The sequence below is a fragment of the Microbacterium sp. Kw_RZR3 genome (genome assembly GCF_029222405.1).
Lineage (GTDB): Bacteria > Actinomycetota > Actinomycetes > Actinomycetales > Microbacteriaceae > Microbacterium.
This window is the reverse complement of record NZ_JARHXC010000051.1, coordinates 21,347-44,040: the sequence shown is the minus strand read 5'-3', so window position 1 is coordinate 44,040 and position 22,694 is coordinate 21,347. Positions and strand designations below refer to the sequence as shown.

General features: G+C 67.8%; 22 protein-coding genes and 2 tRNA genes. 10 read left to right on the top strand and 14 right to left on the bottom strand.

Annotation, left to right across the window (positions count from 1 at the left end):
- The first annotated feature begins 207 nt into the window (after positions 1-207).
- From P2P98_RS02400 to pknB, 7 genes are all read left to right on the top strand, one after another.
- Positions 208-945, top strand: coding sequence for a DUF3662 and FHA domain-containing protein (locus P2P98_RS02400; protein WP_275796855.1), 738 nt, complete (start codon positions 208-210; stop codon positions 943-945).
- Positions 942-1,478, top strand: coding sequence for an FHA domain-containing protein (locus tag P2P98_RS02395; protein WP_275796852.1), 537 nt, complete (start codon positions 942-944; stop codon positions 1,476-1,478). The genes P2P98_RS02400 and P2P98_RS02395 overlap by 4 nt, the downstream gene beginning before the upstream one ends.
- A 9-nt stretch (positions 1,479-1,487) precedes the next feature.
- Positions 1,488-2,726 carry a PP2C family serine/threonine-protein phosphatase gene (locus P2P98_RS02390; protein ID WP_275796850.1) on the top strand — a complete coding sequence of 413 codons (1,239 nt, stop codon included), beginning with the start codon at positions 1,488-1,490 and terminating at the stop codon, positions 2,724-2,726.
- On the top strand, positions 2,723-4,123 hold the full coding sequence (locus P2P98_RS02385; protein ID WP_275796848.1) for an FtsW/RodA/SpoVE family cell cycle protein: 1,401 nt from the start codon (positions 2,723-2,725) through the stop codon (positions 4,121-4,123). The genes P2P98_RS02390 and P2P98_RS02385 overlap by 4 nt, the downstream gene beginning before the upstream one ends.
- 61 nt (positions 4,124-4,184) lie before the next feature.
- Positions 4,185-5,642, top strand: a complete 1,458-nt coding sequence (locus P2P98_RS02380; RefSeq protein WP_275796846.1) for a penicillin-binding transpeptidase domain-containing protein — start codon at positions 4,185-4,187, stop codon at positions 5,640-5,642.
- Complete coding sequence (locus P2P98_RS02375; RefSeq protein WP_275796844.1) at positions 5,639-7,384, top strand: serine/threonine-protein kinase; 1,746 nt, start codon at positions 5,639-5,641, stop codon at positions 7,382-7,384. Before P2P98_RS02380 ends, P2P98_RS02375 begins: the two co-directional genes overlap by 4 nt.
- 33 nt (positions 7,385-7,417) lie before the next feature.
- On the top strand, positions 7,418-9,148 hold the full coding sequence (pknB, locus tag P2P98_RS02370; RefSeq protein WP_275796842.1) for a Stk1 family PASTA domain-containing Ser/Thr kinase: 1,731 nt from the start codon (positions 7,418-7,420) through the stop codon (positions 9,146-9,148).
- On the opposite strand, the gene P2P98_RS02365 is transcribed toward pknB, so the two are convergent.
- The 3 genes from P2P98_RS02365 to P2P98_RS02355 are packed head-to-tail and all read right to left on the bottom strand — an operon-like array spanning position 9,126 to position 10,737.
- The gene (locus P2P98_RS02365; protein ID WP_275796840.1) at positions 9,126-9,776 is read right to left on the bottom strand and encodes a gamma-glutamyl-gamma-aminobutyrate hydrolase family protein; all 651 of its coding nucleotides are present in this window, start codon (positions 9,774-9,776) and stop codon (positions 9,126-9,128) included. The two genes, pknB and P2P98_RS02365, sit on opposite strands and share 23 nt — an antisense overlap.
- Complete coding sequence (locus P2P98_RS02360; protein WP_193751324.1) at positions 9,773-9,928, bottom strand: hypothetical protein; 156 nt, start codon at positions 9,926-9,928, stop codon at positions 9,773-9,775. The genes P2P98_RS02365 and P2P98_RS02360 overlap by 4 nt, the downstream gene beginning before the upstream one ends.
- Positions 9,928-10,737, bottom strand: a complete 810-nt coding sequence (locus P2P98_RS02355; protein WP_275796835.1) for a class E sortase — start codon at positions 10,735-10,737, stop codon at positions 9,928-9,930. The genes P2P98_RS02360 and P2P98_RS02355 overlap by 1 nt, the downstream gene beginning before the upstream one ends.
- 54 nt (positions 10,738-10,791) lie before the next feature.
- On the opposite strand from P2P98_RS02355, the gene P2P98_RS02350 reads away from it, so the two are divergent.
- Entirely contained in the window at positions 10,792-11,031 is a 240-nt protein-coding gene (locus P2P98_RS02350; protein ID WP_058596186.1) for a cell division protein CrgA, read from the top strand.
- A 62-nt stretch (positions 11,032-11,093) separates the two neighbouring features.
- Here P2P98_RS02350 and P2P98_RS02345 read toward each other — a convergent pair whose 3' ends face one another.
- Entirely contained in the window at positions 11,094-11,870 is a 777-nt protein-coding gene (locus P2P98_RS02345) for a rhomboid family intramembrane serine protease (protein ID WP_275796857.1), read from the bottom strand.
- 171 nt (positions 11,871-12,041) lie between these two features.
- A complete protein-coding gene (locus tag P2P98_RS02340) occupies positions 12,042-12,599 on the bottom strand; it encodes a peptidylprolyl isomerase (RefSeq protein WP_275796832.1) in 558 nt (185 codons plus the stop codon).
- Between the two features lie 100 nt (positions 12,600-12,699).
- Between P2P98_RS02340 and P2P98_RS02335 the strand changes: the two genes are divergently transcribed.
- Together P2P98_RS02335 and P2P98_RS02330 are read left to right on the top strand one after the other, a co-directional pair.
- Positions 12,700-13,272, top strand: coding sequence for a hypothetical protein (locus P2P98_RS02335; RefSeq protein ID WP_058596189.1), 573 nt, complete (start codon positions 12,700-12,702; stop codon positions 13,270-13,272).
- On the top strand, positions 13,269-13,742 hold the full coding sequence (locus P2P98_RS02330; protein ID WP_058627687.1) for a YbaK/EbsC family protein: 474 nt from the start codon (positions 13,269-13,271) through the stop codon (positions 13,740-13,742). The genes P2P98_RS02335 and P2P98_RS02330 overlap by 4 nt, the downstream gene beginning before the upstream one ends.
- On the opposite strand, the gene P2P98_RS02325 is transcribed toward P2P98_RS02330, so the two are convergent.
- From P2P98_RS02325 to dnaN, 9 genes are all read right to left on the bottom strand, one after another.
- Positions 13,723-14,190, bottom strand: a complete 468-nt coding sequence (locus P2P98_RS02325) for an NUDIX hydrolase (RefSeq protein ID WP_275796829.1) — start codon at positions 14,188-14,190, stop codon at positions 13,723-13,725. The genes P2P98_RS02330 and P2P98_RS02325 overlap by 20 nt on opposite strands.
- An 87-nt stretch (positions 14,191-14,277) precedes the next feature.
- A tRNA-Ala gene (locus P2P98_RS02320) sits at positions 14,278-14,350 on the bottom strand.
- Between the two features lie 12 nt (positions 14,351-14,362).
- Positions 14,363-14,436: transfer RNA gene (locus P2P98_RS02315), tRNA-Ile, on the bottom strand.
- A 68-nt stretch (positions 14,437-14,504) separates the two neighbouring features.
- Positions 14,505-14,909 carry a DUF3566 domain-containing protein gene (locus P2P98_RS02310; protein ID WP_058596192.1) on the bottom strand — a complete coding sequence of 135 codons (405 nt, stop codon included), beginning with the start codon at positions 14,907-14,909 and terminating at the stop codon, positions 14,505-14,507.
- Positions 14,906-17,536 carry a DNA gyrase subunit A gene (gene gyrA / locus P2P98_RS02305; RefSeq protein ID WP_275796827.1) on the bottom strand — a complete coding sequence of 877 codons (2,631 nt, stop codon included), beginning with the start codon at positions 17,534-17,536 and terminating at the stop codon, positions 14,906-14,908. Before gyrA ends, P2P98_RS02310 begins: the two co-directional genes overlap by 4 nt.
- A 71-nt stretch (positions 17,537-17,607) precedes the next feature.
- The gene (gyrB, locus tag P2P98_RS02300) at positions 17,608-19,641 is read right to left on the bottom strand and encodes a DNA topoisomerase (ATP-hydrolyzing) subunit B (RefSeq protein ID WP_058596194.1); all 2,034 of its coding nucleotides are present in this window, start codon (positions 19,639-19,641) and stop codon (positions 17,608-17,610) included.
- A 118-nt stretch (positions 19,642-19,759) separates the two neighbouring features.
- Positions 19,760-20,248, bottom strand: a complete 489-nt coding sequence (locus P2P98_RS02295; RefSeq protein ID WP_275796824.1) for a DciA family protein — start codon at positions 20,246-20,248, stop codon at positions 19,760-19,762.
- Complete coding sequence (gene recF / locus P2P98_RS02290; protein ID WP_275796822.1) at positions 20,241-21,392, bottom strand: DNA replication/repair protein RecF; 1,152 nt, start codon at positions 21,390-21,392, stop codon at positions 20,241-20,243. Before recF ends, P2P98_RS02295 begins: the two co-directional genes overlap by 8 nt.
- A 57-nt stretch (positions 21,393-21,449) precedes the next feature.
- Positions 21,450-22,601: a DNA polymerase III subunit beta gene (dnaN, locus tag P2P98_RS02285; protein WP_275796820.1), complete on the bottom strand. Its 1,152-nt coding sequence runs from the start codon at positions 22,599-22,601 to the stop codon at positions 21,450-21,452.
- Positions 22,602-22,694 lie beyond the last annotated feature (93 nt).

The following is a 22,694-nucleotide window of genomic DNA, read 5'->3' as shown; positions in this document are numbered from 1 at the left end:
TGAAGGCACTGGCACCTGAAGCCAGCGCGTCTACCTATTCCGCCACTCGCGCGTGCGCGACATCAGAGGATGCCACGCGACCAACTTCCCGAGAATATCACGGCCGCGTCAACACAGCGAAACGCGGGCTCTGCAGGCGTCATCCATGACCTGCTCAGCCGCCCTGACTACGATGTGCCTACTGGTCTGCCTGCCCGAAGGAGTCTCGTGGGACTACTCGACAGTTTCGAGAAGGGTCTCGAACGCGCCGTCAACGGTGCGTTCGCGAAGACCTTCCGCAGTGGCATCCAGCCGGTGGAGATCGCCTCCGCGCTGCGGAGTGAACTCGACAAGAAGGCTGTCGTGGTCACCCGCGACCGCATCCTCGCCCCCAATGCCTTCGCGGTCCGCCTGTCGCCCGCCGACGACGAGAAGATGAGCGCGCTGGGCTCGACCCTGGTCACCGAGCTCACCACTCTCGTGAAGAAGCACGCCAGCACGCAGGGCTACTCGTTCGCCGGACCCCTGGCCATCTCGATCGAACGCGACGAGTCGCTGTCGACGGGGACTCTCCGCGTCGACTCGCAGACCAGCGAGGGCCAGGTCTCGTGGCGCGGTGTCGTCGACATCAACGGCACGCGGCACGAACTCACCCGCGCCCGCACGGTCATCGGGCGCGGCAGCGACGCCGACATCACGATCCCCGACGCCGGCACGAGCCGAAAGCACGTCGAGATCCTGTGGGACGGCGAACGCGCGATGGTGCGCGACCTCGGATCCACCAACGGCACGACCCTCAACGGCCGTAAAGTGTCAGAAGCCGCACTTCCACCCGATTCGACCATCTCCATCGGTCGCACCACGATCGTGTTCCGTGTGGTGGCGCAGGCACAGCCGGCGCGACGCGCGGCGGTTTCCGACGCCACGCGCCTGTTCGACGTTCGGGAGCGGGGGCCCCTGTCATGAGTCCGTTGACTCTTCTGCTGCTGCAGGGCGGCTTCCTCGTCCTGCTGTGGTTCTTCGTCTTCGGCGTGGTGTATTCGCTCCGCGCCGACCTCTTCGGCGTGAAGGTGCGCAAGCTCCCCGAGCCGGCGGCATCCGCCCCCGCGACTCCCGCCCCGGTCGCGTCTCCCGACGCGGTGACCACCCAGGTCAAGCGGCAGCCCGCCCCGGCGCCCGCGCCCGCCGGCGGGCTCGCCACCACCGAAACCGTCTCGCGCATCGTCATCACGAGCGGCCCGAAGGTCGGTCTCGAGCTCCCGCTCGGCACCGAACCGCTCACGATCGGCCGCTCGAGCGAGTCCGGTCTCGTGGTCCGCGACGACTACACCTCCAGCCACCACGCGCGGCTCGTGCTGTGGGGCAACCAGTGGATGCTGCAAGACCTCGACTCGACCAACGGCACCACGCACGACGGGGTGCGCGTGGCATCCCCGGTGCAGGTGAAGGTCGGCGCCCCGATCAAGGTGGGCGCGACGACCTTCGAGTTGAGGAAGTAACCCTCCTCCATGGTCTTCCAGGGCTCGAGCGCCGCCATCTCCCACACGGGCAAGGTGCGCTCCAACAACCAGGATTCGGGCTATTCCGGCTCGAATCTCTTCGTGGTCGCCGACGGCATGGGCGGCCACGCGGGCGGTGACGTCGCGTCGAGCCTCGCGATCCACCGCATGACCGAGCTGGACCAGCCCTTCCCGACCCCCGCCGACGCCGAGCACGCCCTCCGCGACGCCCTGTCCGACACGGCAGCCGAGCTCATCGACACGGTCGCGCGCCGACCCGAGCTCGCGGGCATGGGAACCACCGTCAGCGCGCTGATCATGGTCGACGACTACGCCGTCATCGGCCACATCGGCGACTCGCGCATCTATCTCTACCGCGACGGCGAACTCACCCAGATCACGACCGACCACACGTTCGTGCAGCGCCTGGTCGACTCGGGTCGCATCACCCCCGAAGAGGCGCGGTACCACCCGCGCCGCTCGGTCCTCATGCGCGTGCTCGGCGACATGGACCCCGATCCCGAGATCGACACGTTCATCATGCCGACGCAGGATGGCGATCGCTGGCTGCTGTGCTCCGACGGACTCTCGGGCGTCGTCGACGACACGCACACGGACCGCACCCTCGCCCTCGGGATGCCGCCCGCCCGCACCGCGGACGCGCTCCTCAAGCAGGCGCTCGACGGAGGGGCGCCCGACAACGTCACCGTCGTCATCGTCGACGTCGGCGGCCAGCACCCCGTCTTCACCGGCACGCCGACGATCGTCGGTTCGGCGCTGAACCCGGTTGGAGCCGTCGCTCCCGCGGGCCGACCGGCGCGATCGAACTGGCTGCACCCCGTCCGCCAGGCCGCGAACGAGCCGACGCACTTCGAACCCGCGCCCGAGTTCCTCGAGGAGCTCATCGAGGAAGACCGGCGCCGCGCCCGTCGGCGCCGCCTCGGCTGGCTCGCCGCACTCCTGATCGTGCTGGCCGGCATCGGCCTCGCTCTCTTCGCCGGCTACAACTGGACCCAGACGCGGTACTACGTGGGCGCCGACGACGATTCCGTCGTCATCTACCGCGGAGTGCAGCAGTCCATCGGCCCGATCTCGCTGTCGTCGGTGTACGAAGACACCAACATCGTCCTCGCCGACCTCTCGGACTTCGACCGCCAGACGGTCGAGGCCACGATCTCGGCGCGCTCCCTGTCCGACGCCGAACAGATCGTGGAGCGTCTGCGTCCCACCCCGGAGGCCGGCGGATGACCGATCAGAAGCTGACCCGCGACAACGCCGTGTCGACCGACACGGCCGTGATGCGCGCCCTGAAGAAGATCCGCGTCCCCGCCACGCAGCGCAATCGCGAGCTGGGCCTGCTGATCTTCGCGATCGCCGTCTACGGCGCCGCTCTCGTCCTCGTGCAGTTGGGCGCCACCGGCGCGATCGAGTCGGGCTTCCTCACGCTGGCGAGCATTCCCGCCGTCCTCGCGCTGATCCTCCACGTCGTGCTGCGCCTGCGCGCCCGCGACGCCGACCCCTTCGTCCTGCCGATCGCCACGGTGCTGACCGGGATCGGCATCGCGATGATCTACCGCATCGACCTCGCGGTCCGCCTCGAGGGCTGGGATGCCACGTCGAACCGTCAGATCGCCTGGGCGGCCATCGCTCTGGTCGCCGCCCTCGCTGTGGTGATCTTCGTGCGCAACTACCGCGTGCTCTTCCGCTACACCTACCTCTCGGGTCTCATCGGCATCCTGCTCCTGCTCCTGCCGTTCGTCCCGGGCCTGGGTACCGAGCAGAACGCCGACGTGTGGGTCTCGCTCGGGTTCGTGTCGTTCCAGCCGGGTGAGCTGGCCAAGATCTGCCTCGCGATCTTCTTCGCCGGCTACCTCGTGCGCACCCGTGAGAGCCTGACCTCCACGGGCACCCGGTTCCTCTTCATGACCTGGCCCCGCGCGCGCGAGCTCGGCCCACTCCTGATCATCTGGCTCGTCTCGCTCGGCATCATCGTGCTCCAGCGCGACCTCGGTACGGGTCTGCTCATCTTCGGCATGTTCGTCGCGATGCTCTATGTCGCGACCGGCAAGACGAGCTGGGTGCTCATCGGTGTCGTCCTCGCTGCGACCGGAGCGTTCTTGGCATCCCGGGTCCTCCCCTACGTCAACGGGCGCTTCGCCAACTGGCTCGACGCGTTCAACCCCGAGGTCATCAACCGCGACGGCGGCAGCTATCAGCTCGTGCAGGGGATCTTCGGCCTCTCGCACGGCGGACTCTTCGGCACCGGTCTCGGCCAGGGCCGCCCGTACATCACGCCGCTCTCGCAGAGCGACTACATCGTCCCGAGCCTCGGTGAAGAGCTGGGTCTCGTCGGCTTGTTCGCGATCCTCGCGCTCTACATGGTGTTCGCGAGCCGCGGCATCCGCATCGGCCTCGCGGGTCAAGACGACTTCGGAAAGCTCCTGGCCACAGGTTTCTCGTTCACGATCGCGCTGCAGGTGTTCATCATGGTCGGCGGTGTCACGCGCGTGATCCCGCTGACCGGCCTGACCACCCCGTTCCTCGCCGCCGGCGGGTCCTCGCTCGTGGCCAACTGGATCATCGTGGCCTTCCTGCTGCGGATCTCGGATGCCGTGCGCAGCCGCCCCCGGGTGGTGATCGGTTGATGACGCCCACGATCGCGCCCCCCACCGCGCCCCTCGGCGCTCCCCGACCGGAGGAGGCACCGTGACCAAAGAACTCCGACGCCTCAGCATCGTCATGCTGGCGATGTTCCTCGCCCTGTTCGCCTCGACGAGCATCATCCAGGTCGCCCAGGCGGGCAATCTCACCGATGCCCCCGGCAACACTCGCGCCCTCTACGACTCGTACGAGATCCAGCGCGGCTCGATCATCGCGAGCGGAAGCCCGATCGCGCAGTCGGTGCCGTCGGACGACGTCTACAGCTGGCAGCGCCAGTACACCGACGCGCAGATGTGGGCTCCCGTGACCGGGTACGTCAACCCGGTGCTCGACTCGCGAACCCAGATCGAGGATGCCGAGAACTCGGTGCTCAGCGGTTCGGGTGAGAACGAGTTCTTCTCGCGCATCAACCGCGCCATCACGGGCCAAGCGCCCCGAGGCGCGAACGTGGAGCTGTCGCTCGACGCCAACGTTCAGCGCGCCGCGTGGGACGCCCTCGGCGGTCTGCAGGGTGCTGTCGTCGCGATGGAGCCCTCGACCGGCCGCATCCTGGCCATGGTGTCGACGCCGAGTTTCGACACGAACGCCCTCGCGTCCCACGACACGGATGCCGTCGACTCGACCTACGATCAGTTGGTCGCCGATCCGTCGCAACCGATGGACAACCGCGCCATCGCGGGCAACCTCAACCCTCCGGGGTCGACGTTCAAGCTGGTCGTGGCGTCGGCGGCCTTGGCATCCGGAAAGTACACCCCCGACTCGAGCTTCCCGAACGTGGCCGAGTACACGTTGCCGCAGTCGAGCAGCGTCGTGCGCAACGCCGGCGGCGGGACGTGCGGCGGCGGCGACACCGTCACGATCGCGACCGCGTTGCGGTTGAGCTGCAACATCCCGATGGCCGAGCTGGCCGTCGAGCTCGGCGACGACGCGATCAAGGCCGAAGCCGAGAAGTACGGCTTCAACAAGCAGTTCTCGATGCCCCTGACCTCGACGGCGTCCAGCTACCCCTCGGGTCTCGACGCCGCGCAGACGGCGCTCAGCGGATTCGGTCAGGGACAGGTGACCGCGACCCCGCTGCAGATGGCGATGGTGTCGGCCGGAATCGCGAACGGCGGGGTGGTGATGAACCCGCGGATGGTGGACCGCGTGATCGAGTCCGACCTGTCGGTGACCGACGAGCGCGCTGACAGCGAGTTCGGCCGCGCGCTCGACGCGAATCTCGCGGCACAGATGGTTTCGATGATGACGGCGAACGTCCAGGACGGCGCGGCGTCGAATGCAAGAATAGACGGGGTCCAGGTCGCCGGTAAGACCGGCACCGCGGAGAACGGATCGACACGTCCGTTCACTCTCTGGTTCACGGGTTTTGCTCCGGCCGACGACCCCAAGGTCGCCGTCGCAGTGGTGGTCGAGAACGGCGGGGGCCAGGGGCAGAGCGGGAGCGGCAACGACATCGCCGCCCCGATAGCGAAGAAGGTCATGGAGGCGGTGCTGGGTAAATGAGACCGACGCAGGGAGTGACCTTCGGAGGACGGTACGAGCTCGATTCGCGTATTGCGATCGGCGGTATGGGTGAGGTGTGGGAGGCGACCGATCATGTGATCGGACGCACCGTCGCCATCAAGATCCTCAAAGACGAATACATGGGCGACCCCGGGTTCCTCGAGCGTTTCCGCGCCGAGGCCCGCCACGCCGCCCTCGTGAACCACGAGGGCATCGCCAGCGTGTTCGACTACGGCGAGGAAGACGGCAGCGCCTTCCTCGTCATGGAACTCGTCCCCGGCGAAGCCCTGTCGACGATCCTCGAGCGCGAGGGCTCGCTGTCGACCGACAAGACGCTCGACATCGTCGCGCAGACCGCCGCCGCGCTGCAGGCTGCGCACGCGGCCGGTCTCGTCCACCGCGACATCAAGCCGGGCAACCTGCTGATCACGCCCGACGGCCGCGTCAAGATCACCGACTTCGGCATCGCCCGCATCGCCGACCAGGTCCCGCTGACCGCGACCGGTCAGGTCATGGGCACCGTGCAGTACCTGTCGCCCGAGCAGGCGTCCGGACACCCGGCGTCTCCGGCGACCGACATCTACTCGCTCGGCATCGTCGCGTACGAGTGCCTCGCGGGCAAGCGCCCCTTCACCGGCGAGTCGCAGGTCGCGATCGCGATGGCCCAGATCAACGAGCAGCCCGCGCCGCTCCCGCCCACCGTGGCGGTTCCGGTGCAGAACCTCGTCATGGCCATGATCGCCAAGAAGCCCGACGACCGGCCCGCCTCGGCTGCCGCCGTCTCACGCGCCGCTACGGCCCTGCGCCGGGGAGACCTGACCGCCGCCGCGGCCGCAGTCCCCGCCATCGCCGCGGGTGCCGCCGTCGCCGACGACGTCACGCAGCTCCTGTCTCCCGGACAGACGGGCGCGGCGACGCGCCTCATGCCGACGCCGGCGGCCACGTCGCTCCTCACCGAGGAGCACACCGAAGAGACCGTGCCGCAGAAGAAGAAGCGAAGCCGGCTCACGTGGCCGCTCATCGCGCTGATCGTGCTGCTCGTCCTGGTCCTCGGAGGAACGCTCGCCGCTCTGCTGACCAACCAGAACGAGCCCGACGCGGCCCCCTCGAGCACGGCTCCGACCGCAGCCACGCCGGTACCGAGCGCGTCGACGCCCACGCCGGCTCCGTCGCCCTCGCAGACGCTCGTCGACGTCGACTCGCTCGAGCTGGTCGGCCGCACATGTGACGAGGCCCGCGCAATCCTCCGCGAGAACAACCTCGCCGCCACGTGCGCCACCGGAAATGCGGCGACCAGCGCCGACGCGGTCGGCAAGGTCTACATCGTCGACCCCACCGGTCGTAACCCCGCGGGCACCAACATCACGGTGACGGTCTACGGCGAAGAGACGCCCCTCAGCCAGCCGGGAACACCCACTCTGCCGTCGTCGGTCGCGGCCGGCGCCACGGTGCAGGTTTCGTGGCAGCAGTACACCTGCCCCTCGGGCACGGGCAACGTGACGTCGTACAATTTCACCGCCGAGCAGGGCACCTTCGCCACCAACGGCTCGTCGACGGCGTCGTTCTCCCCCGACGAGCGCAACGCCGAACTGGTGGTGAGCAACTCGCCCGGGTCGACTCTCCGCGTCACCTACACGGTCAGCTGCTCGGGCACCGATCGGACCGCGGGTCCCTCGGGCGAGGCCTCGGCCACCATCTCCGGCGGTCCGTCGCCGACGACCTCCGCGTCGCCCAAGAACTGACCCCTCGAACACGCACCACCCTGGAGTTCCTTCGTGACCACTGAGACGCGCGTCCTGTCCGGACGCTACCGCGTTGACGACCTCATCGGTCGTGGCGGCATGGCGAGCGTCTACCGCGGCTACGACCAGACGCTCGGGCGGACCGTCGCGATCAAGGTCCTCAAGGCCGATCTCGCCGGCGACGCGGCCTTCCGTACGCGCTTCCGCCTCGAGGCGCAGGCCGCGTCGCGCATGGCGCACCCCACGATCGTGCGGGTGTTCGACGCGGGCGAAGACGTGGAGACGGGCCCGGACGGCCAGCAACGTCCCGTTCCGTACATCGTCATGGAACTCGTCCACGGGCGTCTGCTCAAGGACATCATCTCGGCGGGCCCCGTTCCCACCGACGACGCACTGCGGTACGTCGACGGCATCCTCGAGGCGCTCGAGTACTCGCACCGCGCCGGTGTCGTGCACCGCGACATCAAGCCCGGCAACGTGATGATCACCGAATCCGGCGGTGTGAAGGTCATGGACTTCGGCATCGCGCGCGCGGTGTCGGACTCCTCGTCGACCGTGGCCGAGACGACGGCGATTGTCGGCACGGCCGCCTACTTCTCTCCGGAACAGGCGAAGGGCGAGTCGGTCGACGCGCGTGCCGACCTGTACTCGACGGGTGTCGTCCTCTACGAACTGCTGACCGGCCGACCGCCGTTCCGTGGTGAGACACCCGTGGCCGTCGCGTACCAGCACGTCAGCGAAGCCCCGGTGCCGCCGAGCGAGGTCAACGAATCCGTTTCGACGGCTCTGGATGCCATCGTGCTCCGCGCCCTCGCGAAAGATCCGTTCCAACGCCCGCAGGATGCCGCCGGCTTCCGGGAAGCGCTGGATGCCACCGTGGACGGCAAGGGTCCGACCAAGCGTCAGATGTCGGCGCTGTCGAACGAGCTCTACGGACCCAACCCGCGTCAGGCGGCCGAGACCGCACGGTCGCTGCGCCAGCTCAGCACCGACACGACGATGCGCCGTACGCAGCCGGGCCCTCCCGTCGCTTGGATCTGGGCGGGTGTCACCGTTCTCGCCGTGCTCCTGGTCGCCGTGCTGTTCTGGGTGATGCAGATCCAGCCCTCGAACAACGTCCCGTCCGCCGGCCGAGCCGTGCCCAACGTCGTCGACATGTCGTACGACCGGGCCGTCGAGGCGCTGGAGGGGGAAGACCTCGTCGCCAAGCGCGTCGACGAACCCAGCGACAAGATCGCCGCCGGAAACGTCACGCGGACGACGCCTGCCGCCGACACGTCCGTCGCGGAGGGTCAGGAGGTTGTGCTCTACGTCTCGAGCGGCCCCGATCTCGCCACCATGCCCACCCTCTCGGGGATGAGCGAAGAGGCCGCGCGCACCGCGCTGCAGCAAGCGGGGCTCTCCGTCGGTTCGGTCCGGCGACAGAACGACCCGGCTCTCGCCGCGAACACCGTGATCTCCGCGAATGTCGCGAGCGGCGGTGCCGTGACGAACGTTGAGGCGGGTTCGCAGCTCGCCAAGAACACCACCGTGAACCTCATCGTCGCCAGCGGCCAGGTCGTGATCGTCGACTACACGGGGTACACCGTGGATGCCGCTAAGCGCCAGCTCGAGTCCGATGCGACGCAGCTGACGGTCAAGGTCGAAGAGGATCCCAGCTGCGCGGCCTCGGTCCCGAGCCCCACGGTCAAGACGCAGTCGTTGGCTCCCGGTGAGGTCCCGGTCCACAGCGAGATCACGCTCACGTCCTGCTCGGGCTCCTGACGCGGCGGGGGTGGAGGGTCGCCCCGCGCTCGGCGGCGCCGCGGCATCCGGCATCCTCCATCCATCTGCCGAGAAGCCGGTGACCCCCCTCGGTCAGCACACTCTCCGGATGGAATTGGACGCCGACGATCGGCGCGAACCGGTGGCGGAGGCCCATGATCACGCCGCTGTCGGTACGCGCCGTGACCTCGAGCTCAGCGGGGAGTGTTCCGTCCGACACGGCGAGGGAGTGGTAGCGCGTCGCCGCGAACCCGTCGGGCAGGTCGGCGAACACGCCTCGTCCGTCGTGGCGGATGTGGCTCGTGATGCCGTGTAGGAGCTCGGGGGCGTGGTCGACGCGGGCTCCGAACGCGACCGCGATCGCCTGATGGCCGAGGCAGACGCCGAGGAGCGGACGCATCGCGTCATGTGCGGCTCGGACGACCTCGATCGACCCTCCCGCCTGATCGGGATGACCGGGCCCGGGTGAGATGACGACGGCCTCGGCGCGTGTCGAGACCGCGTGGAGCAGCGTCGGGTCGTTCGCGGGAAGCGTCTCGACGCTCGCACCGAGATCGCTCAGGTACCCGGCGAGGGTGTGGACGAAGCTGTCGCGGTTGTCGACGACGACCACGCGCCACCGAATCACTCGACCGTGACCTCCTGCGGGTAGACCATGTCGCTCACCCAGGGGAAGACGTAGTAAAAGAGTCCGTAGAGCACCGCGGCAGCGAGGACGAGAAGGATGAGCACCCGCACCCACCAGGGTCCGGGCAGCACACGCCAGAGGGCTCCGTACATCAGGCGGCTCCAGAGGTCAGCGAAGCAGGGGCGCCGTTGGCGCGGGGCGTGAACGATTCGAAGACGCCGTAGCCGATGGCACGCTCCGAGAATCCGTACCGCGGGCTGCACGTGGTCATCGTGATCAACCGATCCGTTGCCTCCACCTGAGCGGCCTGCGGGACGGGGAGCAGCACGCCGACGCCGTCGGGCTGCACGTACTCGAGGTTGCGGTAGCGGTAGGTGTACCAGCCGTCGGGGGTCTCGACGACGATGGCGTCGCCGATGTGGAGAGAGGGGAGGTCGGCGAACGGCGCGCCATGGCTGCCGCGGTGTCCCGCGATGGCGAAGTTGCCGACCTGACCGGGCATCGCGTTGTCGGGGTAGTGCCCCACGCCGATCGGGTCGAGTGTCACCGACGAACTCACTCCGCCCGCCAGCTTGAACTGGTAGTCCGACCCCAGGCGCGGGATGCGCAGGACGCCGAAGACCTCGCCGTCGCCGGGCTGTGGCAGAGCGGGCGGCTCGGCGGTGGCCGGCTCCGTCGGGGAGGGCGCTCCAGACGACGAGGCGGTCGGTGACGGAGCGGGGGCGGGTGTCTCGGTCGCCCACTTGTCGGTCAGTGAACTGGCTTCGTTCTTGTACTGGGCACCGATGATCGCGTCGCCGATCCAGAGCTGCCAGGCGACGAACAGAAGCACGAGCACGCCCGCGGTCAGCAGCAGGTCACCGAAGACACCGATGACCGATACCCGGCGCCGCGGAGCGGGACGCCGGCGAGAGCCACGGCGAGCGTCGCGACGCGTCTGCGGAGAGGATGCGGTGTCCACCAGGCGATTCTAGTTCCGTGGGTCGCACAGCACCTGAGCATTAGACTGGGCCGCATGGCTCGAACTGGAAACGGCGACGACCCGATCGCCGAGCGCAACGAAGGCGCGTCGGCACCGAACCCTGTGTGGTTCCTGCCCATCATGATCGGTCTCATGCTGGTGGGCCTGGTCTGGGTCCTGGTGTTCTACCTCAGCAACTCGCAGTTCCCCATTCCCGGCATCGGCCCGTGGAACCTCGTCATCGGCTTCGGAATCGCCTTCGTCGGCTTCCTGATGACCACGCGCTGGCGATGAATTTCACCCGACTTACACGCGTGTAATTCATCCCCACCTGTGGATGAGCCTGTGGATAACTCTCAGTAGTACACGACGACGGGGATCACGAGCAGCGCGAGAAGCACCGCGCCCACCCCGACCAGCAGCCCGATCTGCAACGCTCTCTGACGCGCGAGACGCGTCCGGGCGTAGACGAAGCCCACGGCCGCCCCGGTGATGAGGCCACCCAGGTGCGCCTGCCACGAGATCCCGACGCCGTTGAGCGCGGAGATGAAGTCGCCCGTACCGATCGAGGTGATGAGCGCGACGACGAACGGCCATGCGAAGTTGATGCCGATCAGCACGGCGATGACGCGGATGTCGGCGCCGATATGGCGCCCGATGACGAGCAGGGCGCCGAAGAGGGCGAAGATCGCGCCCGAGGCGCCGACGACCGGGGTCAGCGGCGCGAGGAGTGCCACCGCCACGGATCCGCCGAGTGTGCCGAGGACGTAGAGGACGACGAACCGCCATCGCCCCAGGAGCGGTTCGAGGTTTCGACCGATGAACCACAGCGCGAGCATGTTCAGCGCGATGTGGAAGAAGCCGGAGTGCACGAGCGAGACGGTGAACAGCCGCCACGGCTCGAACGCCCCGAACTGCGGAACGAGGTACGGGCCGTAGAACATGAGCGCGTTGCTCAGGATCGACCCGAGACCGGGGATGATCCCGATGATGTAGACCAGGCCTGTGATCGCGATGATCGTCAGCGTCGCGAGGGGTCGTCCCGAGGCGACCACGACGGCCGGGCGACGCGATGCCCAGCGTCGTTCCGCCTTCTTTTGGGCAGGGGTCTCCGCGGCGCGCTGCTGAGCCATGCACTCGGGGCAGATCACGCCGACGGCGGCGGGTGTGCGACATTCCGAACAGACCGTACGCAGGCATCGCTGGCAGAGCACGAAGCTCTGTCGATCCGGATGCCGGTAACAGAAGTTGTCGCTGTTACGACGGAACTCGTCGGTCGTGGACACCCGCCGCCGCCTCGAAGATCAGACGGCCACGACGTCGACCGAGTGCAGGACGACGTCGGCCTTCGGACGGTCCTGGGCACCGGTGGGCACCGCAGCGATGGCGTCGACGACGGCCTTCGACGCGTCGTCGGCCACCTCACCGAAGATGGTGTGCTTGCCCTGCAGCCACGGCGTCGGGTCGGTGGTGATGAAGAACTGCGAGCCGTTGGTGCCCTCGGCCTGGCCCGTGATGGCGTTGCGGCGCAGGCCGGCGTTGGCCATGGCGAGCTTGTAGGGCTGCGTGAAATCGAGCTCGGGGTGGATCTCGTCGTTGAAGTTGTAGCCGGGACCGCCGATGCCCTGACCGAGCGGGTCGCCGCCCTGGATCATGAAGTTCGGGATGATGCGGTGGAAGATGACGTCCTTGTAGAGCGGACCCTCACCCTTGGCGCCGGTGGCGGGGTTGGTCCATTCCTGCGTTCCATCGGAGAGGCCGATGAAGTTGCGGACGGTACGGGGAGCGTGGTCGCCGAACAGGTTGACCACGATGTCGCCGTGGTTGGTGTGCAAGGTCGCGACGGCGGTGTGAGTAGCCATGGGTACATTCTCTCAGAGTTATCTGCAAGGGTCCGTGGTGGGCACCGCCCGGTCTGGCAAGATGAAGCAACGTACATCCCATCGACAGGGAGGATGAGCCGTGGGCCTCAGCCGCAAGAGCAAGAAGGAACTGCGCAAGCTCCAGAAGCACGCCGCGAAGGTGTGGGAGTCGCAGCAGGTGCTGCTGGGCGAGAGCGGAAAGGTGGCTCGCGAAGCCGGCCACCAGCTCGGTCGCTTCAGCCGCGAAGACCTCGTCCCCGCCGTCCAAGACGGCTACAACAAGTACGCCGCGCCCTACGTCGACAAGAGCGTGAAGTACAGCAACCGCTTCCTCAGCAACAAGCTCATTCCGGCGGCCGGTGCGGTCGTCGGCGGGGCGATGTCGGTGTGGGATGCCGCGGGCGACACGCGTGACCGTCTCGCGAAGGGCCAGGGCTTCGAGCTCGATGCCCACAAGTACGCCAAGCGTGCCGAGAAGTACGGCAAGAAGGCGTCGAAGAACCTCGCCAAGAAGCTTCCGCACCAGAATGACGGCATCGGCGCGGGCGGCGTCATCGCCATCATCCTCGGCGTGGTCGCGGCGGCCGGTGTGGCCTACGCCGCGTGGCAGACTCTGCGCGCCGACGACGAGCTGTGGGTGGCCGACGACCCGCTGCGTGCACCGGACGCGTGAGCGACCCCACCATCAGAGTCAGAGAGGCCGCGCGTGAGCGCGGCCTCTCCGTCGATATCCGGGAGCGTCCGGCGGCGTCGAGCCTAGACGAGGCGGCCGAGCTCCTCGGCATCCCGTCCGCTGCGATCGTGAAGACGCTCGTGGTGAAGCGGTCCGACGACACCTACCTCTTCGCGCTCGTGCCCGGTGATCGGGCGATCTCATGGCCCAAGCTCCGCGCCGTCGTCGGGGTCAACAAGCTGCGCCTGCCCGAACCCGAGCTCGCGCTGGCGGCGACCGGGTACGAACGCGGGACGATCGTTCCCATCGGCAGCACGAACGACTGGCCGGTCTACGCCGACGAGAGCATCGTCGGGCAGCGCATCGCCATGGGAGCCGGCGCACACGGCTACAGCCTCTTCGTCGAGGCCGACGACCTCATCGACGCATACGACGCGACGGTCGCCGATATCACCGCGCCTCGGGCATAAGAGCCGACTCATCCGTCCCGCGCGGCGAGATCTTCGCCATGCGGAGGGCGATGTCCACGAGCTGGACACGGCGGAGCTTGCGGACCGTCGGCAACGAGAACCACTCTGCGCGGTCCGTGGATCCTCCGACCTCATGGCGGAGACGCCCTCCGACCACATGGGCGCGGTAGACGATTCGCAGTGTGTGAAGCGGACCGTCGGCATCGTCCGACAGGCGCCCGGACGCCGGTATCACTCGGGAATGGATGCCGAGCAGCTCATCGACCACCACACGGTAGCCCGTCTCCTCCCGCACCTCGCGCCGGACCGCGCGCTCGGGGTCCTCCCCCGCCTCGAGACCGCCCCCGGGGAGCGTCCACGCCGCCCGACGGCCCTCGACCCAGTGCGCCAGCAGCAAACGGTCGCTCGAGCCGGTGACGATGGCATAGGCGGCGACTCGCATGTCCATTGCGACACCATAGCGGCGCGACGGCGGCAGCGTGCGCCTCGGACCGTGAAGAGTCCCGCATCGGCCGGAGCCGGGGTGACGAAGATGTGGAGCCTGGGAGATTCGAACTCCCGACATCCTGCTTGCAAAGCAGGCGCTCTACCAACTGAGCTAAGGCCCCGTGGGGATGGGGTGGGGCTACCAGGACTTGAACCTGGGACCTCTTCATTATCAGTGAAGCGCTCTAACCGCCTGAGCTATAGCCCCGTTGTGACGACGTGATGTCGTCAACCTCGAAGACTTTACCGGAATCCCGAGGTTTTTCCGAATCGGCCTCAGTTCGAGGTGAAGCCGACCAGAAGACCGCCGGTCACCTTGACCGCGAGGTTGTAGATTCCGGCGACGACCGCGCCGAGAACCGTGATGACGACCAGGTTGAGGATCGCGACGATCGCCGCGAACGCCATCACCTGGGGGAGCCCGACGTACTGCGACAGCGTCGCGCCGCCGTCGGTGAAGCTCGTGAAGAACTCGTCGAGTTTCGTGATGAGGCCCGTGGCGCTCACGACGAGATAGATGAGGAAGTACGACACCACGGTCACGATCGCGACCGCCACGGCGGCCAGGAACGACAGCTTCACCGCCGACCAGAAGTCGATGTAGACCAGGCGCAGGCGGACCTGCTTGGCGGGGGTCTTGTGAGTCGACTTCTTAGCGAGCTTGTCGGCTACCGTGCTCATGCGTCAGTACTTTCCTCGGGGGTCTCGGGAGCGGAGGCGTCGGCCTCGTCCGCAGGGGCTGCGGCGGGCTCCGTGGTCGTCTCCGTCGTCTCTGCCAAGTTTCGTTCGGCGTTTCGAGCGATCGCGATGATGCGATCGTCGCCTCCAGCACGGGCGAACACGACACCCATCGTGTCGCGTCCCTTGGCGGGCACCTCGGCCACGGCAGAGCGTACCACCTTGCCGCTGGCAAGAACCACAAGGACCTCGTCGCCCTCGGAGACCATCATTCCGCCCGCGAGGACGCCTCGATCGTCGGTCAGACGAGCCACCTTGATGCCCAGACCGCCGCGGTTCTGCATGCGGTACTCGGTCACCGCCGTGCGCTTGGCATAGCCGCCCTCGGTCACGACGAAGACGTACTCGTCGTCCTTGGCGACGGATGCCGAGAGCAGGCTGTCGCCCTCACGGAAGTCCATGCCCTTCACACCCGACGTCGACCGACCCATCGGCCGCAGCGCGCTGTCGGTCGCGGAGAACCGCAGCGACATTCCCAGCCGGCTGATGAGGAGGATGTCGTCGCCCTCGTCGACCAGCAGAGCGCTGACCAGTTCGTCGGCCGTGCCGGGCTCGGTGTCGTCGCCCTCCTCGGCCACCTGGCCGCGGAGCTTGATCGCGATGACGCCGCCCTGCCGGTTGGTGTCGTACTCGTCGAGGCGCGTCTTCTTCACCAGACCGTTTCGGGTCGCCAGCACCAGGTAGGTGGCGACGTTGTAGTCGCGGATGTCGAGGATCTGCGCGATCTCTTCATCGGGCTGGAGCGCGAGCAGATTCGCGACGTGCTGGCCCTTGGCATCCCGACCCGCTTCGGGGACCTCGTAGGCCTTCGAACGGTAGACGCGACCCTTGTTCGTGAAGAACAGGAGCCAGTGGTGCGTCGTGGTGACGAAGAAGTGCTCCACGACGTCGTCGGCGCGCAGCTGCGCACCCTTCACGCCCTTGCCGCCGCGATGCTGCGACCGGTAGTTGTCGCTGCGCGTGCGCTTGATGTAGCCGTCACGCGTGACGGTGATGACCATCTCTTCTTCGGCGATCAGGTCTTCGATCGACACGTCTCCGTCGAAGCCGTGCAGGATCTGGGTGCGACGGTCGTCGCCGAAGCGGTCGACGATCCCGGTCAGCTCGTCACGGATGATCGTGCGCTGGCGGGCAGGGGTCGCGAGGATGTCGTTGAAGTCCGCGATGCGGGCCTCGAGCTCGGTCGCCTCGTCGACGATCTTCTGCCGTTCGAGCGCTGCCAGACGACGCAGCTGCATGTCGAGGATGGCCTGCGCCTGGATGTCGTCGATGTCGAGAAGCTTCTGCAGTCCCTCGTTGGCATCCTGAGCCGTCGGAGACCGACGGATGAGCGCGATGACCTCGTCGAGGGCGTCGAGCGCCTTCAGGTACCCGCGCAGGATGTGCATGCGCTCTTCGGCCTTGCGGAGCCGGAACCGGGTGCGGCGGACGATGACGTCGAGCTGGTGGTCGATCCAGTGGCTGATGAAGCCGTCGAGCGACAGGGTACGCGGCACCCCGTCGACGATCGCGAGCATGTTCGCGCCGAAGTTCTCTTGCAGCTGGGTGTGCTTGTAGAGGTTGTTGAGCACGACCTTGGCGACCGCGTCGCGCTTGAGCACGACGACGAGGCGCTGACCGGTGCGACCCGAGGTCTCGTCGCGGATGTCGGCGATACCGGTGATCTTGCCCTCGCGAGCGAGGTCGCCGATCTTCACCGCGACGTTGTCGGGGTTCACCTGGTACGGCAGCTCGGTGATCACGAGGCACGTGCGGCCCTGGATCTCTTCGATGTTCACCACGGCGCGCATCGTGATGGAGCCGCGCCCGGTGCGGTAGGCGTCCTTGATTCCGCGGGTTCCGAGGATCTGCGCGGCGGTCGGGAAGTCAGGCCCCGGGATGCGCTCCATGAGGGCTTCGAGCAGCTCCTCGCGGGTCGCATCCGGGTTCTCGAGAGCCCACAGCGCGCCGGCCGAGACCTCGCGGAGGTTGTGCGGCGGGATGTTCGTGGCCATACCGACCGCGATGCCGACCGAGCCGTTGACGAGCAGGTTCGGGAAGCGCGACGGCAGGACCACGGGCTCCTGCGTCTGACCGTCGTAGTTGTCCTCGAAGTCGACGGTCTCTTCTTCGATGTCGCGCACCATCTCGAGCGCGAGCTGCGACATCTTCGTCTCGGTGTAGCGCGGAGCAGCCGCTCCCTGGTTGCCCGGCGAGCCGAAGTTGCCCTGTCCGAGCGCGAGGGGGTATCGCAGCGACCACGGCTGCACGAGGCGCACGAGGGCGTCGTAGATCGGGGCGTCGCCGTGGGGGTGGTAGTGCCCCATCACCTCGCCGACCACGCGGGCGCACTTCGAGAACGACTTGTCGGGGCGGAAGCCCCCGTCGTACATGCCGTAGATCACGCGACGGTGAACCGGCTTGAGACCGTCTTCGACGCGCGGCAGGGCACGACCGACGATGACGCTCATGGCGTAGTCGAGGTAGCTCCGCTGCATCTCGAGCTGGAGGTCGACCTGGTCGATCCTGCCGTGGTTGTGCGCGGGTTCCGACCGGACCTCGTCGGGCTCGGGCGTGATGTCGTCAGCCATGTCTTCTCAGTTTCGTAGTACGTCGTCGATCGTCGTCGTGAGGTTCCGTGCGGGGTCGCGCGGGCGAGAGATCAGATGTCGAGGAAGCGGACGTCTTTGGCGTTGCGCTGGATGAAGCTGCGGCGCGACTCGACGTCTTCGCCCATGAGGACCGAGAAGATCTCGTCGGCCGCGGCGGCATCGTCGATCGTGACCTGCTTCAGCGTGCGCGTCTCGGGATCCATCGTGGTCTCCCAGAGCTCGTGGTCGTTCATCTCGCCCAGACCCTTGTAGCGCTGGATGCCGTTGTCCTTGGGGATACGGCGACCAGCGGCCTGGCCGTCGACGAGCATCGCGTCGCGCTCACGGTCGCTGTAGGCGTACTCGTGCGGGTGGTTGGACCACTTCAGGCGGTAGAGGGGCGGCTGAGCCAGATAGACGAAACCGGCCTCGATGAGTCCGCGCATGTAGCGGAACAGCAGGGTCAGAAGAAGCGTGGTGATGTGCTGGCCGTCGACGTCGGCATCCGCCATGAGCACGATCTTGTGGTAGCGCGCCTTGGCCATGTCGAAGTCTTCGCCGATGCCCGTGCCGAAGGCCTGGATCATCGCCTGGACTTCTTTGTTGCCCAGTGCCCGGTCGAGACGCGCGCGCTCGACGTTCAGGATCTTGCCGCGCAGCGCGAGGATCGCCTGCGTGTGCGGGTCGCGGCCCTGCACGGCCGAGCCGCCGGCGGAGTCACCCTCGACGAGGAAGATCTCGCTGATCGAGGGGTCTTTCGAGGTGCAGTCCTTGAGCTTGTCGGGCATCGCGGCCGACTCGAAGACGCTCTTGCGGCGAGCGGTCTCGCGGGCCTTGCGCGCCGCCAGGCGCGCGGTGGCCGCATCGATCGCCTTGCGGATGATGTTCTTGGCCTGACCCGGGTTGCGATCGAACCAGTCGCCGAGCTTGTCTCCGACGACTTTCTGCACGAAGGCGCGGGCCTCGGTGTTCCCGAGCTTCGTCTTGGTCTGACCCTCGAACTGCGGCTCCGACAGCTTCACCGAGATGACGGCGGTGAGGCCCTCACGGATGTCGTCGCCCGTGAGGTTGTCGTCCTTCTCTTTGAGCAGGTTGTTCGCGCGCGCGTAACGGTTGACCAGGGTGGTCAGCGCGGCACGGAAACCCTCTTCGTGGGTGCCGCCCTCGTGCGTGTTGATCGTGTTCGCGTAGGTGAACACGTTCTCGGTGTATGCCGTGGTCCACTGCATCGCGAGCTCGAGCGCGATGTGGCGCTCGGTGTCTTCCGACTCGACCTCGATGATCTCGTCGTTGACGACGTCGGCCTTGCGCACACGGTTGAGGTGCTCGACGTAGTCAACGAGACCTCGCTCGTAGAGGAACGAGTCGTTCCGCGCCTCGGTGACCTCTTCGCCCGGCTCGCCCTCGACGACCACCGACTGCGGACGCTCGTCGCGGAGGCTGATGCGCAGGCCCTTGTTGAGGAACGCCATCTGCTGGAAACGCGTGCGGAGGGTGTCGTAGTCGAAGTCGATGGTGTCGAAGATCGTGGCATCCGGCCAGAACGTGATCGTCGTCCCGGTCTGGTCGCTTTCTTCGCCCTTCTCGAGCGGGGCCAGAGGGTGTCCGCCATCACGGAACGACTGGCGCCACACGTGACCCTGCCGCTTGACCTCGACCTCGAGGCGAGTCGACAGCGCGTTCACGACCGACGAACCGACGCCGTGCAGACCGCCGGACACGGCGTATCCGCCACCGCCGAACTTTCCTCCGGCGTGCAGCACCGTGAGCACGACCTCGACCGTCGACTTGCCCTCGGTGCGGTGCATGTCGACCGGGATGCCGCGGCCGTTGTCGACGACGCGGACAGCGCCGTCGCTGAGGATCGTGACCTCGATCGTGTCGCAGTACCCGGCCAGGGCCTCATCGACGGAGTTGTCGACGATCTCTTGGACGAGGTGGTGCAGGCCCCGCTCGCCGGTGGAGCCGATGTACATGCCGGGGCGCTTGCGGACCGCCTCGAGACCTTCGAGCACCTGGATGGCGTCGGCCCCGTACTCGTTGGGAACCTTGGTGGAGGGTGCTTCGGGTTCCTCGGAAACGCTGTCGGGGTTTTCGGACGTCATGGGTACGCGCGCTCCAGATCGGTTCTCGGAGCTTCCATCCTATCGCGCGCGACCTGCAGAAATGGCGTGTACGCCCCTACGCGGCGATAAATCGACCCGAGGCGGGATCGACCATGGCCTAGCCGTAGGTATCGCGCGGGCCGCGGCCTGGAACGGCTCTGGGCCCCCATTTCCAGGAGGGGACGTCGGGTCCTACGAACCGGATCGCTTCGACACCCGCCTCGGGAAAGCGACGCAGGATCTCCGACAGGATCTGCGCGCGCATGAGCTGGAGCTGTTTCGCCCACGCCGTGGAGTCGGCCTGGACCGTGAGGGTGCCGGCGTCCAGCGCAACGGGACGTGTGTGCGCAGCCGTGTCCGCGCCGGCGACGTCATGCCAGGTACGCACCAGATCCTCGCGAGCGAGCTGCGGCTCCCACCCCGCCGACTGCGTCAGCGTCGAGAGCACGTCCCCGAGCCCGCGCGGATCGCGGCCGGGGGTGAAGGGGGCGTTCTCGTCTTCGTCCGTGCGCCGACGACGCCTCTTCTTGCGGTAGGGCGACGGCTCGAGACCTCGAAGGCGCAGGTAGGTCGCCATGGTCTCGGGCAGTTCGGCGTCGTCACTCATCGTCGTCGCTCACGATCCGCCCCGCCTCCACCCGAACCACGTGCGCGCGGAGGGCGTCGGGGACGTCTTCTTCGACCGCGGAGGTGACGATCACCTGCTCGTATCCGCCGACGAGCTCGGCGAGTCGCGCGCGGCGCCCGGCGTCGAGTTCTGCGAACACGTCGTCGAGGATGAGGACCGGATCTCCGAGACGCGACTCCGCGCGCAGGATCTCGGCCGAGGCGAGGCGCAGAGCGAGCGCGACCGACCAGGACTCCCCGTGCGAGGCGTAGCCCTTCACGGGCAGGTTGCGGACACGCAGGACCAGGTCGTCACGGTGAGGGCCCACGAGGGTCAGTCCGCGCTCGAGCTCAGCGGCACGACGAGCGGTGAGGGCGGCGCGGAACTGATCGGCGAGGGGCCCGGCCGACGTCGGGGTCGCCGCGTCGCCCTCTTCGGGGTCGCCGCCTCCGACGGAGAGTGCCCACTCGAGGCGTGGTTCGTGGTCGGCGCCGGCGATCGCCGTATACGCCCGCGCCACCGGTTCGGACAGGTCGGATGCCAGCGCCAGGCGGGCTTCGATGAGCTCGGTCCCGAGGGTGACCAGCTTGTCGTCCCACACGTCGAGCGTGCCGAGGGCGTCGCCGCGCACCCCTCGCGCCCGAGCGGACTTCAGCAGAGCGGTGCGCTGACGCAGGACCCGGTCGTAGTCGGCGACGACAGCGGCCATGCGGGGGCTCCGCTGCACGATGAGCTGGTCGGCGAAGCGCCGGCGTGCGGACGGGTCGCCGCGGACGATCTGAAGGTCCTCGGGCGCGAAGAGGATCACCTGCGCGTAGCGCGGCAACTCGGCGGTGCGGACGTTCACGCCGTTCACGCGCGCGCGATTGGAGCCCTGGCGATTGAGCTGCAGTTCGAGCAGGACGCTGCGCTCCCCGTGGGCGAGACGCGCGCGGACGATCGCGGCATCCGCCCCGTCTCTCACCATCGGCGCGTCACTGGAGACGCGATGAGAACCGAGCGTGGCCAGGTAGGCGACCGCCTCGACGAGGTTGGTCTTGCCCTGGCCGTTCCGCCCGACGAAGACGTTGGCGCCGGTGGCGAGCGAGACGTCGACTTCCGCGTAATTGCGGAAATCCCTGAGTCCCAGCTGCTCCACGATCACCGAGTCAGACTACCGGCCGCCTCCGACACCGAAGCCCGAGGATCGGCCCGGGCCGGCTCAGCGCAGCAGCAGATTCGGCTGGAGCAGGTACTTGAACGTGCCCTCGCCGCCCTTGTCGACCGAGGTCTGCGGGGTGACCAGCACGGGGCTCAGCTTGTTCGCGTTGTCGCTCGACGTGAACGTGATGCGGGTGAACTCGCTGCGCACGGCACCGAGCGACTCGAGCAGGTACTGCGGATTGAGGCCGAGCGTGACCTCGTCGCCGACCAGCGTGGCATCCACTGTCTCGGTGGCGCGCGCCTGCTCGGTCCCCGAGGCGTCCATCGACACTCCGTCGGCGCCGAAGGTGAAGCGCAGCGGAGCGGAGCGGTCGAGGACGAGCGCCACACGGCGGACGGCTTCGGCCAGTTCTGCGGTGTTCACGACGCTGTGGTGCTCGGTCTGCTCGGGGAAAAGCCGGCGCACCGGGGGGAAGTTGCCCTTGATGAGGAGAGACGTGACGGTCTTGTTCGCCGCGGTGAACGCGATGATCTCGCGATCGCCGGAGCCCGAGAAGGCGATCGAGATGTCGCCGCCGTGCGCGAAGGTCTTGCCGACCTCCTGCAGGGTGCGCGCGGGCACCAGCGCCGAGGTCGTCTCGTCGGATGCCGCGTGCCCGCCGTCCCAGGGGATCTCGCGCAGCGCGACGCGGTAGCGGTCGGTGGCGACGAGGCTGAGCCGCGTTCCGCTCACCTCGAGCTGGACGCCGGTGAGGACGGGGGTGACGTCGTCGCGGGACGCCGCGAAGGCCACCTGCGCGATGGCGGTGGCGAACTCGTCCGCGGGGACCAGACCCGACTCACCCGTGACCTCGGGGATGGCGGGGTACTCCTGGACGGGCATCGAGGCGAGGGTGAACCGCGCCGACCCGCACGTGAGCAGGATTCCGCCGTCGTCGTCGACGGCGATCTGGATGGGAGCGTTCGGCAGGCGGCTGGCGATGTCGCTGAGAAGACGACCGTGGACGAGGATCGTGCCGGGCTCGTCGACCGTCGCCTCGATCGTCGTCCGCGCGGAGGCTTCGTAGTCGAACGCGGCGAGCGTGAGTCCCTGATCGCCGGCCTCGATGAGCACACCCGCGAGGATCGGCTGCGGATTGCGCTGCGGCAGGAGCTTGACCACGAACGAGACGGCTTCGCTGAACACATCGCGATTGACGTGGAACTTCACGGACGCTCCCTTGACGGCGGGTATGGCTTACCCATGCTAGTCCCCGACCGAGGCGCCCCCGATGTGCGTGCCTTCGCACCACAAGGTCATCGA

Bases quoted from the DNA above. Each gene is read 5' to 3' on its own strand.
- P2P98_RS02350 (WP_058596186.1), top strand. From the start codon at position 10,792: ATGGCTCGAACTGGAAACGGCGACGACCCGATCGCCGAGCGCAACGAA.
- P2P98_RS02375 (WP_275796844.1), top strand. From the start codon at position 5,639: ATGAGACCGACGCAGGGAGTGACCTTCGGAGGACGGTACGAGCTCGAT.
- P2P98_RS02360 (WP_193751324.1), bottom strand. From the start codon at position 9,928: ATGTACGGAGCCCTCTGGCGTGTGCTGCCCGGACCCTGGTGGGTGCGG.
- P2P98_RS02325 (WP_275796829.1), bottom strand. From the start codon at position 14,190: ATGGACATGCGAGTCGCCGCCTATGCCATCGTCACCGGCTCGAGCGAC.
- P2P98_RS02310 (WP_058596192.1), bottom strand. From the start codon at position 14,909: ATGAGCACGGTAGCCGACAAGCTCGCTAAGAAGTCGACTCACAAGACC.
- P2P98_RS02345 (WP_275796857.1), bottom strand. From the start codon at position 11,870: ATGGCTCAGCAGCGCGCCGCGGAGACCCCTGCCCAAAAGAAGGCGGAA.
- P2P98_RS02385 (WP_275796848.1), top strand. From the start codon at position 2,723: ATGACCGATCAGAAGCTGACCCGCGACAACGCCGTGTCGACCGACACG.
- P2P98_RS02395 (WP_275796852.1), top strand. From the start codon at position 942: ATGAGTCCGTTGACTCTTCTGCTGCTGCAGGGCGGCTTCCTCGTCCTG.
- P2P98_RS02340 (WP_275796832.1), bottom strand. From the start codon at position 12,599: ATGGCTACTCACACCGCCGTCGCGACCTTGCACACCAACCACGGCGAC.
- P2P98_RS02295 (WP_275796824.1), bottom strand. From the start codon at position 20,248: ATGAGTGACGACGCCGAACTGCCCGAGACCATGGCGACCTACCTGCGC.
- gyrB (WP_058596194.1), bottom strand. From the start codon at position 19,641: ATGACGTCCGAAAACCCCGACAGCGTTTCCGAGGAACCCGAAGCACCC.
- gyrA (WP_275796827.1), bottom strand. From the start codon at position 17,536: ATGGCTGACGACATCACGCCCGAGCCCGACGAGGTCCGGTCGGAACCC.
- P2P98_RS02390 (WP_275796850.1), top strand. From the start codon at position 1,488: ATGGTCTTCCAGGGCTCGAGCGCCGCCATCTCCCACACGGGCAAGGTG.